Below are 14,822 nucleotides of genomic sequence, written 5' to 3'. Positions count from 1 at the left end.
AGAATATGGCTGGATTCACTTTATCAAAATATAAAAAAACCAGCCCGAAAGCTGGTTTTTAAATCAATTCGCATCAGCGATAATTATTCACCGTATGGGTGAACTTTGATGATTGTCTCGTTACGGTCAGGGCCTGTAGAGATAATATCAATTGGAACGCCAGTTAGCTCTTCGATACGTGCGATGTAATCTAATGCTGCTTGTGGAAGCGCGTCTAGTGACTTAGCACCAAATGTAGTTTCGCTCCAACCCGGCATAGTTTCATAAACAAGCTCTAGATCTTCGTACTCGTCAGCAGCCATTGGTGAAACTTCTAAGATTTCACCGCTCTTAGTTTTGTACGCAGTACAGATTTTTAGCTCTTTTAAGCCATCTAGTACATCTAATTTAGTTAGACAGAAGCCAGAGATAGAGTTGATTTGTACCGCACGACGCATAGCTACGGCATCGAACCAACCTGTACGACGTAGACGACCTGTTGTCGCACCAAACTCGTGGCCAACATCACCTAAGTGCTTACCTACAGGATCTTGCTTGTCTAGACCATCGTATAGCTCTGTAGGGAAAGGACCTGCACCAACACGCGTACAGTAAGCTTTCGCAATACCAAGAATGTAACCTAGGTGACGAGGACCAAAGCCAGAACCTGCAGCAACACCACCAGCAGTCGTGTTAGAAGAGGTTACGTATGGGTAAGTACCGTGATCGATATCTAGTAGCGTACCTTGCGCGCCTTCGAACATGATCTTGTCGCCACGTAGACGAGCGTCATCAAGCTCTTTAGTTACGTCGATAACCATAGACGTTAGGATATCAGCTTGAGAAAGTACTTTTTCTAGCACTTCTTCGTAGTTTACAGGCTCAGCATTGTAGTAATGCTCAAGCTGGAAGTTGTGGTAAGCCATAACTTCTTTAAGCTTTTCAGCAAATGCTTCTTTATTGAAAAGATCGCCAACGCGTAGACCGCGACGTGCAACTTTATCTTCGTAAGCAGGACCGATACCACGACCAGTCGTACCGATTGCTTTTTTACCACGAGCAGCTTCACGCGCTTGGTCAAGAGCAATGTGGTAAGGAAGAATTAACGGACAAGCTTCTGACAGGAATAAACGCTCACGAACAGGAATACCACGTGCTTCTAGTGGACCCATTTCATTCATTAACGCATCAGGAGAAAGCACCACACCGTTGCCGATGATGCATTTAACATTGTCACGTAGGATACCTGATGGGATCAGGTGAAGAACTGTTTTCTCACCGTCAATAACTAGGGTGTGACCTGCATTATGACCGCCTTGGTAGCGAACCACATATTTTGCATCTTCGGTCAGTAGGTCAACGATTTTACCTTTACCTTCGTCACCCCATTGGGTGCCAAGAACGACTACATTATTTGCCATCTTTCTTCATCTATCAGTAGTTAAAAAAGGATTCTAGCACCTTAACATTCAGCTTGCAGTCATTTTTTAGCCGAGTAGAACATTTCTGCAAGCTAATTGTCACGATTGTGTGCTTATGTATTTTACATCTGTCTATACATCATATACGCAATAACCGCACCGGCAACAACCAAACAGCCACCAATACGACGCAAATTATTATCATTTTGTTGACTTAATTGGCTAACCATTTCTCGCCATCCGCGAGGTGCAAGTAATGGCCCTAAGCCTTCAACCACTAATACTAAGCCTAGTGCCATCCAAATTGAATGTGACATTTTTCTTTTCCCCATAAAAAAAGACAAGGCCGAGGCCTTGTCTTTACGATAACAGATGTCTGTTGTTATTGGTTTAGTTTGCTTTAAGTTCTGAATGATTCATGTACTTAAAGAATTCATTGTTAGGATCAACAACCAATACATCATTTTTAGAGTTGAAGCTCTTCTCGTAGGCTTTAAGCGAACGCCAGAAGCTGTAGAACTCTGGGTTTTGGTTATAAGCTTTTGAGTAAATCTCTGCTGCTTTTGCATCCGCGTCACCACGAATAACCTGTGCTTTACGTGTTGCTTCTGAAAGAACGGTGGCTACTTCAAGCTCAGAACGTGCACGTAACTCTTCAGCACGTTGACGACCTTGCGAACGGTAACTACGCGCTACTGATTCACGCTCAGCACGCATTCGACGGTAGATAGACTCACTGATTTCATCTGGTAGGTTAATTTTCTTAATTCGGAAATCAACCACTTCAATACCTAAATCTTTCGCACTTTCACGCGTTTCTTCAAGTACATCAGCCATGATTTTATCACGCTGGCCTTCAACTTTCTTCACCGGTACCACACCTTCAATTACAGCTAGAGCAGCTTTAGCCGCTTTAGTTTGTGCAACATCAGACTCTGTAGTTGGTGTTGAAGTGCTGTCTTCTCCAGATACGATCTGCTTAATTTCTTTCGAACCGATTTCAGCACGTAGGCTATCGACTACTTTACGCTTTAATAACGCTTCAGCAGTTGATGTATTACCACCACCTGTTGCTAGGTAGTACTTACCAAAATCTTTGATCCGCCATTTCACATAGGTATCAATGATTACGTCTTTCTTCTCAGCTGTTAAGAAACGATCAGCCTGATCATCCATGGTTTGAATACGCGCATCTAAATCATGAACACGGTCAAACACTGGTACTTTAAAATGTAGGCCGGGCTCATAAATACGGGCAATTTCAGTATTGTTATCTTTTAAGATACGACCGAAACGCACCACAATACCACGCTCACCTTCTTTTACGACAAACACTGACATCAATAATAAAGCAATAAAAATCACTACTACTGGGATCATTAACTTACGCATAATTAATATCTCCCTTGACGGCCAGTATCAGCACGAGGAGCAGGTGCAACTGGAGTTGGAGTTTCTACTTTTTCTAATTCAATACCGCTTAAACGACCTGAATTATCGGATTTCTTATCAGCTTGATTTGACTGAGACATCAGCTTGTCAAGTGGTAAGTACATCATATTATTACTACTACCTGATTTAGTATCAATTAACACTTTGCTGGTGTTACTGTACACCTTCTCCATGGTATCTAGATACAAACGCTCACGTGTTACGTCTTTCGCCGCTAGGTATTGTGGCAACAATTTATCAAACTGTGCAACATCACCCAATGCGCCGTTAACGACACGCTCAGAGTAACCTTCAGCCTCGTTTTTCAGACGCTCAGCACGACCCGTTGCTTTTGGCAAAATATCATTACTGTAAGCTTCTGCTTCACGAACATAACGCTCTTCATCTTCTCGCGCTGCGATTGCATCATCAAATGCATCTTTCACCGCTTCAGGTGGACGAGCTGACTGGAAGTTCACATCAACAACACGGACGCCCATGTCGTATTTTGCAATAATTTTATCAATTGCCGCTTGTGTATTCGCACGAATAGCCTGACGACCTGTCGTCAATGCCTGATCCATGGTTGAATCACCAATCACGGCACGAAGTGCAGAGTCGGTTGCCTGACGCAAACTATCATCAGCATTCGTTACGCTAAATAAGTACTTCTCAGCGTTATCAACACGGTACTGAACATCCATTTCAACTTTCAGGACGTTTTCATCTTTCGTTAACATCAATCCAGATGCACGAAGAGAACGAATCGCTTGAATGTTGACAGGGATAACTTCATCAATAAACGTTGGTTTCCAGTTCAGACCTGGCTTTACAACTTGATCGAACTTACCAAAACGCAGCACAACGCCTTGCTCTGCTTCGCCAATGGTGTAAAAACCAGAAAAACCCCAAACCGCCGCAGCTAATACGGCAACAGCCCCCAAGCCAACAGCGCTCCCGCTGCCACTCGGCCCTTTTTTATTTCCAAACACACCACCAACTTTACGACTTAGTTTTGAAAAAACCTCATCGAGATCTGGTGGCCCTTGTTCACGTCCACCGCGATTATTATTACCCCAAGGGTCTTTATCATCACGGCCGCCGTTGTTTCCAGGCTCATTCCACGCCATTATAGAACTCCATCAATATGATATGACGACAGTTTTTATCACTCTAGTAATCCATTAAGCAACGATAAAGTCATCTAACGAAGTACTTTCTCTTTTTTGTAATCGAGACCATTCCGCCAAAGGCAAACGAATATCAATCATCAAATAACCGTCTGATTCGTATTCTTCTTGTAAAATACATCCCAGCTGATAAAACTTGCTACGGATACGCCCAATCATTTCAGGGGGTACACGTAAGGTATGCGCTACCATCGTACCGGAGAGGCGTTCAGTTAGTGCTTGGAATAACAAGTCAATGCCTTGCCCTTCCATCGCTGAAACCCAAACGCGACGAGGAACTCCCTCTTCATCTCGTTCAATGCGAGGTTCTGCATGCTCTAAATTATCAATTTTATTCATGATAATTAAAGTAGGCACTTCACCTGCATCAATTTCTTCTAGTACTGTTTCAACAGCTTCAATGTTTTCACGGAAGCGATCATCACTTGCATCAACCACATGAAGTAAAAGATCAGCCTCTTGTGTTTCTTTAAGGGTAGCTTTAAATGCTGCCACCAGATCGTGGGGAAGATGTCGAATAAATCCAACGGTATCAGCTAAAATAGCGGTACCTACATCAGCCACTGCAATTTTACGTAGTGTAGGATCTAGAGTTGCAAACAGTTGATCGGCGGCGTAAACCCCCGCATCGGTGATCCGATTAAAGAGTGTGGATTTACCAGCATTGGTATACCCCACTAATGAGATCGTTGGAATTTCTGCACGATTTCGCGCGCGTCTACCTTGATCACGCTGTTTAGCCACTTTATCTAAACGACGTAGAATTGTTTTAATTCGATCGCGCAATAAACGTCTATCTGTTTCAAGCTGCGTTTCACCAGGTCCACGCAGACCGATCCCCCCTTTCTGTCGCTCAAGGTGAGTCCAACCACGAATCAATCGGGTTGAGATATGACGTAACTGTGCAAGCTCAACTTGCAACTTACCTTCGTGGGTACGTGCGCGTTGAGCAAATATATCTAAGATCAAACCTGTTCTGTCGAGTACACGACACTGACAAATTTGCTCCAAGTTACGCTCTTGAGCGGGAGACAAGGAGTGGTTAAAGATAACGATATCAGCTTCCGCTGTTCTTACCGCGTCGGCAATTTCTTGTGCCTTACCTTCTCCAACGTAATATTTAGGGTGCGGAGTCTTACGACTGCCTGTGACAACATGCAATGTATTGACGCCCGCTGAGGAGACCAGCATTTCAAATTCGCTAAGATCTTCCCATTCCCCATCTTGCGTGAAGTTAATATGAACAAGAATCGCCTGTTCACCGGCTTCATAACGGTCAAACAAGCCACTAACTCCTTAATGGAAGAATAAATTATTCTTCAGTTTTTTCTGGACGTTCAGTACCTGCTGGACGATCACCTGCGTGGTGATGGTTCACTGGACGAGCAGGAACTACCGTTGAAATAGCATGCTTATATACCATTTGGTTTACAGTGTTTTTTAATAGGATCACAAATTGGTCAAAAGACTCAATTTGTCCCTGTAGTTTGATACCGTTTACCAAGTAAATTGAGACCGGAATTCGTTCACGACGCAGCGCATTTAAAAACGGGTCTTGCAGAGATTGCCCCTTAGCCATTATTTCTTTTCCTTATTTGTTTGTAGTTGTATTAGCAACGAACAAAAACTAAAAATACGCAAAGCAGTTCAGAGTATACACGTTAATCAAACATCACATCTAACTGAGTTTGTGACTGTTTGTAACGCGGAATCCACATCACTACTATCCAACCAGGTCAAATCTTTCCAACCGCGAAGCCAGGTGATTTGACGCTTTGCCAATTGACGGGTAGCACAGATACCACGGAAAACCGCTTCATCTAAGTCATAATTCCCGTCCAAATATTCCCACATCTGACGATAACCAACGCAACGTATAGAAGGAAGCTCAAGGTGAAGATCACCACGCTCGTGCAACGCACGTACTTCCTGCTCAAAACCTGCCTCGATCATTTTATTGAACCTAAGCTCAATTCGCTGATGCAGTACAGCCCTATCCATGGGAGTTATTGCAAATTGATGAACTTTGTAAGGTAAAGATTCACCTTGAGTTTTTGTTAACTCAGTTAAAGTTTTACCCGAAATTCGGAAAACTTCCAATGCACGAGATAATCGCTGTGGATCATTGGGATGAATTCTTGCCCCAGCTACGGGATCAATACTTACTAATTCATCATGCAATGCTTGCCACCCATGTTCAGCAGCATCTCGTTCAATCCCTGCGCGAACCTCAAGATCTGCAGCAGGTAAAGGCGATAAACCTTCCAATAAAGCCTTGTAGTACAACATAGTACCACCAACTAATAAAGGAATTCGCCCTGCTGCAACTATATCAGCCATTTCTTTCAGTGCATCAGCACGAAAGTCTGCAGCCGAATAACTTTGCGCTGGATCACGAATATCGATCAAACGATGCGGTGCTAATGCAAGTTCATGCGCATCTGGCTTTGCTGTACCGATATCCATTCCCTTATAAATAAGGGCAGAATCAACACTAATCAACTCAACAGGCAGTTGCTTTCGTAAACGAATTGCAAGATCGGTTTTACCCGAAGCTGTTGGTCCCATTAAAAAAATGGCTTGAGGTTGTGGCTTAGTTATCATTATTTAAATGCTTCTATTGCTGCTTGCATATCTACCGGGCGAAGTAAGTGGCTTTCATGATCTGCCAAGTTCTCTCCCCATAGCTGCTCTAATTCAGAGACTAGCTGAATGGCTTGCGACAAGCTATAACTTGTCACTGTACCAACACATTGTTCAGCTAACCAATATAATAATTTATCCCACCCTTGTGCTTCTGGATCATCACAAGCTGAAAGTAGGTAGGTTAACAAATTCGGAATTAACTGTTGTAAGTTTTGTTGTCTTAATGGCATACATACTGACATGATTATTATGCCATTTCTCCCTTTCGCTTTCAGTTGAATCCCTAATTGTTTAAGTAACATCGCATGTTGTTCAGCACAGGCAATTAAATCGCTCTCTACAGGTACCGATAGTGGGATCAAAAGCGGTTGAGGTTTTAACCCTTCCGTTTGTGCTAAACGCAATTGTCCAACATAACGTAGTAATTCTGCATGATCTAAATTCAGTAAAGCAATATCAGTTTCTTGCTGCATCAATAAATAACGTTCAGCCACTAAACATAAGGCTTTACCAAGCCCCATGGCTTTGCCCGCTATCGCATGTTGTTTAACTACCGCCGTTGAAGGCATTGCTTGCCACTCTCTACGCGGCTCGGCAATGCGCTCTATCGGTTGTTCGGCTAAAACATGTTCTGTCGGCGATTCCGTTTGTAACAGCTTTTGGTATGCCTTGATCTCAGCCGCCGTAGGCCCTTCCGGTTTAGGAGAACGTGAGGCTCCAGATGAAGCATCAGAAGTTCTCGTTGTATTTATTGTTTGATTACTGCCTTGTCGCTCACAAGGGCTACGATCATACTGACTCTGCTCTCTATTCTTTGTGCTTGGTGAAGCAGAATAAGAAGACGGTATACTATGCTCAGACGCTTCACTTACCTCATATTCAGCTGATACTGCTAAGCCACGCATATCACTATCAATGGGTGCTCTTGCTGAATGTGACGGTGTCGACGCAGACTTATTCCATTCCGATGACGGTGATTTATGAGGATACTCTGGCGTCGCATCTATCGCTTGAGCGACCCTCTGCGTCACAGAGTTTGTTGGTTCAATCACGACACCATCTTCATCGACTTCAATACTATGAGCGCTCGCTCTTATCGGTGATTGATACTGGTGCTGCTCTTCTTCTAATGCCCCTTGCTGTAATGCACTTTGTAAGGCTTGGTAAATAAAATCATGTACCAAACGTGCTTGATGGAAACGTACTTCATGTTTTGCAGGGTGAACATTCACATCAACTTGGTGAGGATCGACATCAATATACAATACGTAAGCTGCATACTGATCGGATCGTAAACTCGTTTCATAAGCCTGACGAATTGCATGATTGATCAGCTTATCTTTCATCATCCGCCCATTGACATAACAATACTGAATATCATTTTGTGCACGAGCGCCTTGAGAGCTGCATACCCAACCGGATAATTTCAAATCCCCGTGCGCTAATTCAACCACCAATGCATGTTGTAAAAAGCCTGAACCGCATGCCGTTGCTAATCGACGCTCTTTTTGAATCGGCGTTTGTGCCGTTCGGTACTGTCGAATGATCTTACCGTTATGGCGCAAAGTAATAGCAACATCAAAGCGGCTTAACGCAATACGTTTGATCAACTCATCAATATGGTTAAATTCTGTTTTTTCTGTCCGTAAGAACTTACGACGCGCAGGTGTATTAAAGAAAAGATCAAGAACTTCTAGCGTTGTACCTACCGGATGGGCTGCCGGTTTTAACTGGACGTCCATATCTCGACCTTCAGCATACGCTGACCACGCTTCTTCTTGCGCTTGGGTGCGAGAGGTTAACGTTAAACGAGAGACGGAGCTGATACTGGCAAGCGCTTCACCACGAAAGCCAAGACTGACTATCGCTTCAAGATCATCTAGGGTAGTAATTTTTGAGGTCGCATGACGGCTAAGGGCGAGAGCAAGCTCATCTTTGGGGATCCCTTTTCCATTATCACGAATACGAATGAGCCGGCTGCCACCTTTTTCGATATCAATATCGATTCGAGTAGCACCGGCATCAAGACTATTTTCAACAAGCTCTTTGACTACAGAAGCTGGGCGTTCAACAACTTCACCCGCTGCAATCTGGTTAGCCAGCCGAGCGGGTAAAATCTGAATCGGCATAATTAACTTCTTGGTATGATTAGCGTCTGTCCTACAGCTAGTTTATCAGAACGTAGCTTATTCGTAGCACGAATACTTGCAACTGATACACCATATTTATCAGCAATCTTACTCAAAAACTCACCACGCTTCACTTTATGTTGAACATATTTCGGCGCAGGAACGGCAACTTTTAATTTTTGCCCAAGCATTACATTGTCTGATTTTAGGTGGTTAAGTTGACGGATGCTGCTCATGGTAACACCATATTTTGCTGCAATCTTACCTAAATAGTCACCACGAACGACTTTATGCACAATCACCTTGGTAGAGGCAACAGGTTTCACTGTAGCACGGCTCGATGGAGTGCTCACCGCTTTCGTTGACGTCGAAGCCGACGCTGTCTTAATGTTACCTGGAATAATCAACACTTGACCGATATTCACTGAGTCTGATTTCAGATTATTCGCCGCTTTGATTGATGCCATCGACACGCCATACTTCTGGGCAATACCGCTTAATGACTGACCCGATGTCACTTTATGCTTACTGCCACGTCCTTTCAAACGAGAAGCAAACAAAGTACCTTCAGGTGGATTTGCTTCAAAATACTGCAACACCCCTTTGTAAACCGCATTCGCCAATTGGTTTTGGTGTGATGTCGTATTAAGTAATCTCTCTTCTGTTGGATTGGTAATAAAACCAGTTTCAACCAATAGTGATGGAATATCAGGTGATTTCAATACAGCTAAACTTGCGTATTGCGGAACCGTTTTATGCAAACGTGCCACTTTACGTAACTCATGCAATACACGAGTGGCAACATCGTAGCCTTCTTTTTGTGAGTAACTAAATTGAAGATCTAATACCGCACGACCAAGATATTTATCATTCGTGTTACTCGATAAAACATCACCACCGCCTAATAGCTCAGATTGTTTCTCACTTTGCTCCAACCAACGACCTATTTCAGTATTCGCACGGCGTGTGTTTAACACCCATACAGAAGCACCACGAGGTTGCGGTTTTGTAAAGCCATCAGCATGGATAGAAACTAAAAGAAGGGCTTTATTCTTACGCGCAATTTCTGAACGCTTACCCAATGGAACAAAGTAGTCACCGCGGCGAGTTAGTACTGCACGCATACCCGTTGTTGCATTGATCTTAGCAGCCAGTTTTTTCGCAACCGCTAGTGTGACATTTTTTTCATATTTACGCGTTGGACCAATAGAGCCAGGATCATCACCACCGTGACCTGCATCCACCGCTACCACGATATCAGCGGTACCTGATGGCATTTTCGCTAAGTTATTTGCCGTCGCTTTTTCTTCTGCTTGCTCTTCTTTAGCACCAACGGTTTTAGACGTTCCATTCGGCAAGTCTAAAACTAAACGGTAACCATAACTGCCCGTTGGTGATAACGAGAATATTGTTGGCGTTACACCACGCTTAACTTCAAACACCAGTCGTGTTGTACCTTTTGCAGGCGCTGTACTGGTGCGAACTTTGGTTAAAATATCACTTTTCTGAACCGCAATAGGAAGTTTAGTTTTGATCTTAGTATCTTTAAGATCAACCACTAAACGAGAAGGTCCTGCTAATGAGAAGTGAGAATAGTCTGCTTTACTTTGCAGATCTAATACTACGCGAGTTTCATCTGGCGCCGGCCAGATTCTCACTCCTTTGAGTTCATTTGCCCAAGAGGCAGCAGAACTCACTAATCCTGCTCCTACTATCAGGAGCTTTAAATACGTCCGTAACGCCATCCTAATTAACTCAACTCCAAATGATTGATCAATGTTGCACCATATTCCGTATTGGCGCGGATCAATACTTTTCTCTGCTCACCGTGATAACACATTTCTAATTCAAGATCGGGTTGAGGTAATAACCCATCACCTTTCTCTGGCCATTCCACTAAGCAAATAGCATCCTGGGTAAAATAATCACGAATTCCCATAAATTCTAATTCTTCAGGATCTGCAAGGCGATAGAGATCAAAATGATACACTTGCCAAGGAGCAAGATCATAAGGTTCAACTAAGGTATATGTCGGACTCTTAACATTCCCTTGATGGCCTAGTGCACGAATAAAACCACGACTAAACGTTGTTTTTCCGGCTCCCAAATCGCCGTGAAGATAAATCGTTGTTTGTTGCGTACAGGCTTTAGCTAATTTAAGGCCTAAATCTACTGTTGCCTGCTCATCAGCAAGAAAGGTTTCAAATGTTTGCATGTTTTTATCTTGGATTGACTAATTGACGAATAAACGGAAAGAGATCTGATGCCAGCATACCACGCTCTCCGCTTTGCGCACACAAATCTGCGGCTCGGCTATGGATCCAGACTCCAGCATAGGCCGCTTCAACTAACGCTAAGCCTTGGCCGAGTAAAGCACCAATAATGCCTGATAATACGTCACCCATCCCCCCTGTCGCCATTCCAGGATTGCCGCAAGTACAAATCCATAATGTCTTACCATCATAAATTAAACTGCCAGCCCCTTTTAAAACAACAACACCGCCATAATTTTGCTGTAAGCGCTGAATCGCGGCAAACCGATCTGCTTCAATCTCATCAATAGAGACATTCAACAATCGCGCCGCCTCACCGGGATGTGGTGTAATAATTCGATTATCTCGGTAGTCAGGTGCTTTTGCCAGTAAATTAAGGCCATCAGCATCAACGACACAAGGTTTATCAATATGATGACACTGCGCAAAGAGAGATTGCCCCCAATCACAGGTTCCAAGCCCAGGCCCTAATACAACCACATCTGACCAAGCAAGCTTATCAACAAGTATGTTTGAAGAGTCCTGCCAACCAATGGCCATTATCTCAGGTCTCATCATCACAATTGACAGTGCATTGTCAGGTCGTGTTATCACCGACGTTAAGCCAGCACCTGCACGGGCACAGGCTTCTGACGATAATCGAATAGCTCCCGTCATTCCCAGATCACCACCAATACAAAGCACTCGCCCAAAACACCCTTTATGAGCAATACGTGAGCGCGGAAAAAGTAATGACTGTACCTGCGCTTCTGTAATGTGTAACGCTGATGGTTTCATAATTTGCGCAAATTGCAGATCAAATCCTAGGGCTGAAAAATAACGTTCCCCACAATATTCTGCTGCTTGCCCTGTTGTCAGCCCTTGTTTAAAGCCAATAAAAGAGAGCGTTTGTGAGGCCTTAATAACAGTACCAAAGGTTGCACCAGTATCTGCACATAGTCCTGAAGGCACATCCACTGCAATCACAGGCGTCATTTGATGGTTGATCCAACGAATACGATCAGCCATTTCTGAACGTACTTGACCTTTAATCCCAATCCCTAATAACGCATCAATAATTAACTCATAACTTGTGGTTGGCGTATCAGTGATCGTTTTACCATTACATTGCAACCAGTGAGAACGAGCGCATCGGGCATCTATAGGTAAACGTTTAACATTCGGTGATTCCCACACAGTAACATCAATACCCTGATCATGTGCTAAACGAGCCACTACATAGCCATCACCACCATTATTACCTTCACCACAGCACACTAACAGTTTTTTGCATTGAGGATACCGCAGATCCATAAGATCAAACGTTGCTTTTCCAGCACGTTCCATTAAGTGATAAAGCGTGAGACTATTTTGCTGCTCTGTGAGTAATTGTTCACCTTGCCTTATTTGTTCCGAGGTATAGAGAAATAAGGGGATATCATGAGTGATCATAGGTAAAGGTCCTCTATAAACGTGCAACAACTATAACTAATCAAAATGCGCAGTGTTAATTTTATGCGTTTATAATCGCAACGTCAGAGACCATTATCGCAGCCTATTCTTAGCAATCCACATTCTCACCGCTATGATCAAAACAAGAATATGCTAGAATGCGCCCCCTTTCATTTAGCGCAATATAAAAGAGTTCGGTTATGACTATCGATTACCATCAACTTGCTGAGCAGATCAAAACTTGGGGACAAGAGCTGGGCTTTCAACAAGTGGGTATCACTGATATTGATTTGTCACAACACGAAGCTGAATTGCAACGCTGGCTTGATGCTGGCTATCACGGTGATATGGACTGGATGGCACGTCATGGCATGATGCGTGCGCGCCCTGCTGAACTGCTACCCGGCACTATCCGCGTGATCAGCGTAAGAATGAATTACCTTCCTCCGCACGCTGAATTTGCCCAAACACTTAAGCAGCCTCAAAAAGCATTTATTAGTCGCTATTCACTCGGTCGTGATTACCACAAGCTGATCCGTAATCGACTGAAACAATTAGGGCAACGTATTGAGCAAGTCGTCGGGCAATTTGGTTGCCGACCTTTTGTTGACTCAGCGCCTATCCTAGAACGTCCTTTGGCACAAAAAGCTGGGCTTGGTTGGACAGGCAAACATTCACTCATTTTAAATGAACAAGCAGGCTCTTGGTTCTTTTTAGGTGAACTATTAGTTGATATTCCACTGCCAATTGATAAACCAAGCAGTGATCAATGTGGTAAATGTGTCGCGTGTATAACGAGCTGTCCAACAGGTGCTATTGTTGAAGAAGGGATCGTGGATGCTCGTCGCTGTATCTCATACTTAACGATTGAATTTGATGGTGTGATCCCAGAGCAATACCGCAGTGCTATCGGTAACCGTATCTATGGTTGCGATGACTGCCAATTAGTTTGCCCAATTAACAGACATGGCCAATTAACAGAAGAGCACGATTACCACTGTCGTGACAGCTTATACCAACAAGATTTGCTGACTCTTTATGCTTGGGATGAAGCGACATTCTTAAAAAATACTGAAGGCTCTGCTATTCGCCGAATAGGCCACATTCAATGGCTAAGAAATATCACTATTGCACTGGGTAATGCCCCCTATCAAATAGAAATTGTTGAAGCACTTCAGCAACGTCAAGGGATCTCTGAATTACTTGATACACATATCGATTGGGCGCTATTGCAACAACAACAAAGAAAAGATCAACTCGCTCTCGAAATTTTACCGACTAAAACAAAACGTTTAGTACGGATTATTGAGAAAGGCTTACCTCGAGATGCATAAGTCACTCGGGGGATATGTGGAAAACTTTTTAAAGTTAGGTTTTTTCTTGGGGATAGGTAAAGATTAAACACAGGGGGTGTATAACATAATCAAGATAGTTATCCCGAAGAAGAGTATGACCTAGTAACTGTTGAAAAATAGGTATAAAACCCAACATTTACATTATAAAACATGAGGTTAAGTAAAGTAAAAACACCTGTGGATAACGGTAATTAAACACCATTCAAATAAAATTTCAAAGTTACTCACATAGCATCAGCACATCTAATCAACCAACTTACCCACAGTACATGTAGTGTGGATAACTCTGTTAATTTCATTGTGATCTAACGGTGAAATACTATTATAAAAATAATGTGTTAGCGCTATCTGCAATGTTATTCGCTCAGATAGCACAGCTTTATGTACTACTGTTACGATAGATAAACATTACTAAGAAAAGAGCGTACGCGTTAGTTATATCGCGCCAATACAGCAGTATTGATGTTACAACATGACCCCCCTGTATTGCTGAGACAGCAAAAACAACCCTTAAAGGTTGCTTTATACAAAGTGAGTTATGTTGTCGAAGCCGATCGCTTCTAAGTGGGCTTCGTAGCTAAGCTAGAAACACTTGAAGCAGTACACTGATGATATCGGTAATCGAATACCTCAGGAATACTACATTAGGACTATTACTTCACAGCAATAGTTCATCGATAAGTTCGATGATAACTCTGTTTATCTACAATGAAATAAACAATAATTTGGAGCGACACACGAGGTTCGAACTCGTGACCTCAACCTTGGCAAGGTTGCGCTCTACCAGCTGAGCTAGTGTCGCATAGCTAGGTCTTTCACCTAACGTTCATCACTTTCGTTATGAACTATCAAATTGGAGCGACACACGAGGTTCGAACTCGTGACCTCAACCTTGGCAAGGTTGCGCTCTACCAGCTGAGCTAGTGTCGCATAGCTAGGTCTTTCACCTAACGTTCATCGCTTTCGC

12 protein-coding genes and 2 tRNA genes are annotated in these 14,822 nt (G+C 43.2%); 1 reads left to right on the top strand and 13 read right to left on the bottom strand.

Going from position 1 to position 14,822, the window contains the following annotated elements; genetic code table 11:
• Positions 1 to 83: 83 nt before the first annotated feature.
• The 11 genes from CTN01_RS20965 to CTN01_RS20915 form a co-directional block, all read right to left on the bottom strand.
• The gene (locus CTN01_RS20965; RefSeq protein WP_005372810.1) at positions 84 to 1,400 is read right to left on the bottom strand and encodes an adenylosuccinate synthase; all 1,317 of its coding nucleotides are present in this window, start codon (positions 1,398 to 1,400) and stop codon (positions 84 to 86) included.
• Between the two features lie 122 nt (positions 1,401 to 1,522).
• Entirely contained in the window at positions 1,523 to 1,717 is a 195-nt protein-coding gene (locus CTN01_RS20960; protein ID WP_005372812.1) for a DUF2065 domain-containing protein, read from the bottom strand.
• A gap of 73 nt (positions 1,718 to 1,790) precedes the next feature.
• The gene (gene hflC / locus CTN01_RS20955; protein ID WP_045084856.1) at positions 1,791 to 2,792 is read right to left on the bottom strand and encodes a protease modulator HflC; all 1,002 of its coding nucleotides are present in this window, start codon (positions 2,790 to 2,792) and stop codon (positions 1,791 to 1,793) included.
• 2 nt (positions 2,793 to 2,794) lie between these two features.
• Positions 2,795 to 3,961 carry an FtsH protease activity modulator HflK gene (gene hflK / locus CTN01_RS20950; RefSeq protein WP_045084855.1) on the bottom strand — a complete coding sequence of 389 codons (1,167 nt, stop codon included), beginning with the start codon at positions 3,959 to 3,961 and terminating at the stop codon, positions 2,795 to 2,797.
• A 54-nt stretch (positions 3,962 to 4,015) separates the two neighbouring features.
• On the bottom strand, positions 4,016 to 5,305 hold the full coding sequence (gene hflX, locus CTN01_RS20945; RefSeq protein ID WP_005372817.1) for a ribosome rescue GTPase HflX: 1,290 nt from the start codon (positions 5,303 to 5,305) through the stop codon (positions 4,016 to 4,018).
• Between the two features lie 28 nt (positions 5,306 to 5,333).
• Positions 5,334 to 5,600 carry an RNA chaperone Hfq gene (hfq, locus tag CTN01_RS20940; protein ID WP_005372819.1) on the bottom strand — a complete coding sequence of 89 codons (267 nt, stop codon included), beginning with the start codon at positions 5,598 to 5,600 and terminating at the stop codon, positions 5,334 to 5,336.
• A gap of 86 nt (positions 5,601 to 5,686) precedes the next feature.
• On the bottom strand, positions 5,687 to 6,622 hold the full coding sequence (miaA, locus tag CTN01_RS20935; protein WP_045150461.1) for a tRNA (adenosine(37)-N6)-dimethylallyltransferase MiaA: 936 nt from the start codon (positions 6,620 to 6,622) through the stop codon (positions 5,687 to 5,689).
• A gap of 2 nt (positions 6,623 to 6,624) precedes the next feature.
• Entirely contained in the window at positions 6,625 to 8,796 is a 2,172-nt protein-coding gene (mutL, locus tag CTN01_RS20930) for a DNA mismatch repair endonuclease MutL (RefSeq protein ID WP_045150452.1), read from the bottom strand.
• A 2-nt stretch (positions 8,797 to 8,798) separates the two neighbouring features.
• Positions 8,799 to 10,541, bottom strand: coding sequence for a LysM peptidoglycan-binding domain-containing protein (locus CTN01_RS20925; RefSeq protein ID WP_181318113.1), 1,743 nt, complete (start codon positions 10,539 to 10,541; stop codon positions 8,799 to 8,801).
• 5 nt (positions 10,542 to 10,546) lie between these two features.
• Entirely contained in the window at positions 10,547 to 11,011 is a 465-nt protein-coding gene (gene tsaE / locus CTN01_RS20920; protein ID WP_005372826.1) for a tRNA (adenosine(37)-N6)-threonylcarbamoyltransferase complex ATPase subunit type 1 TsaE, read from the bottom strand.
• A 4-nt stretch (positions 11,012 to 11,015) separates the two neighbouring features.
• Positions 11,016 to 12,500 carry a bifunctional ADP-dependent NAD(P)H-hydrate dehydratase/NAD(P)H-hydrate epimerase gene (locus CTN01_RS20915; protein ID WP_045150450.1) on the bottom strand — a complete coding sequence of 495 codons (1,485 nt, stop codon included), beginning with the start codon at positions 12,498 to 12,500 and terminating at the stop codon, positions 11,016 to 11,018.
• 200 nt (positions 12,501 to 12,700) lie between these two features.
• Here CTN01_RS20915 and queG point away from each other — a divergent pair, with 200 nt between their 5' ends.
• Positions 12,701 to 13,834, top strand: coding sequence for a tRNA epoxyqueuosine(34) reductase QueG (queG, locus tag CTN01_RS20910; protein WP_045129173.1), 1,134 nt, complete (start codon positions 12,701 to 12,703; stop codon positions 13,832 to 13,834).
• A gap of 747 nt (positions 13,835 to 14,581) precedes the next feature.
• Here the strand turns inward: queG and CTN01_RS20905 are convergent.
• A tRNA-Gly gene (locus tag CTN01_RS20905) sits at positions 14,582 to 14,657 on the bottom strand.
• A 52-nt stretch (positions 14,658 to 14,709) separates the two neighbouring features.
• Positions 14,710 to 14,785: transfer RNA gene (locus CTN01_RS20900), tRNA-Gly, on the bottom strand.
• Positions 14,786 to 14,822 lie beyond the last annotated feature (37 nt).

This window comes from Photobacterium angustum, assembly GCF_003026365.1.
GTDB lineage: Bacteria > Pseudomonadota > Gammaproteobacteria > Enterobacterales > Vibrionaceae > Photobacterium > Photobacterium angustum.
The sequence above is the reverse complement of the archived record's forward strand: the minus strand, read 5'-3'. Positions and strand labels throughout refer to the sequence as shown.

Excerpts from the sequence above, each read along its gene's own strand:
- queG (WP_045129173.1), top strand. The coding sequence starts at position 12,701 with ATGACTATCGATTACCATCAACTTGCTGAGCAGATCAAAACTTGGGGA.
- CTN01_RS20965 (WP_005372810.1), bottom strand. The coding sequence starts at position 1,400 with ATGGCAAATAATGTAGTCGTTCTTGGCACCCAATGGGGTGACGAAGGT.
- CTN01_RS20925 (WP_181318113.1), bottom strand. The coding sequence starts at position 10,541 with ATGGCGTTACGGACGTATTTAAAGCTCCTGATAGTAGGAGCAGGATTA.
- CTN01_RS20915 (WP_045150450.1), bottom strand. The coding sequence starts at position 12,500 with ATGATCACTCATGATATCCCCTTATTTCTCTATACCTCGGAACAAATA.
- hflK (WP_045084855.1), bottom strand. The coding sequence starts at position 3,961 with ATGGCGTGGAATGAGCCTGGAAACAACGGCGGCCGTGATGATAAAGAC.
- hflC (WP_045084856.1), bottom strand. The coding sequence starts at position 2,792 with ATGCGTAAGTTAATGATCCCAGTAGTAGTGATTTTTATTGCTTTATTA.
- CTN01_RS20960 (WP_005372812.1), bottom strand. The coding sequence starts at position 1,717 with ATGTCACATTCAATTTGGATGGCACTAGGCTTAGTATTAGTGGTTGAA.
- hfq (WP_005372819.1), bottom strand. The coding sequence starts at position 5,600 with ATGGCTAAGGGGCAATCTCTGCAAGACCCGTTTTTAAATGCGCTGCGT.
- tsaE (WP_005372826.1), bottom strand. The coding sequence starts at position 11,011 with ATGCAAACATTTGAAACCTTTCTTGCTGATGAGCAGGCAACAGTAGAT.
- mutL (WP_045150452.1), bottom strand. The coding sequence starts at position 8,796 with ATGCCGATTCAGATTTTACCCGCTCGGCTGGCTAACCAGATTGCAGCG.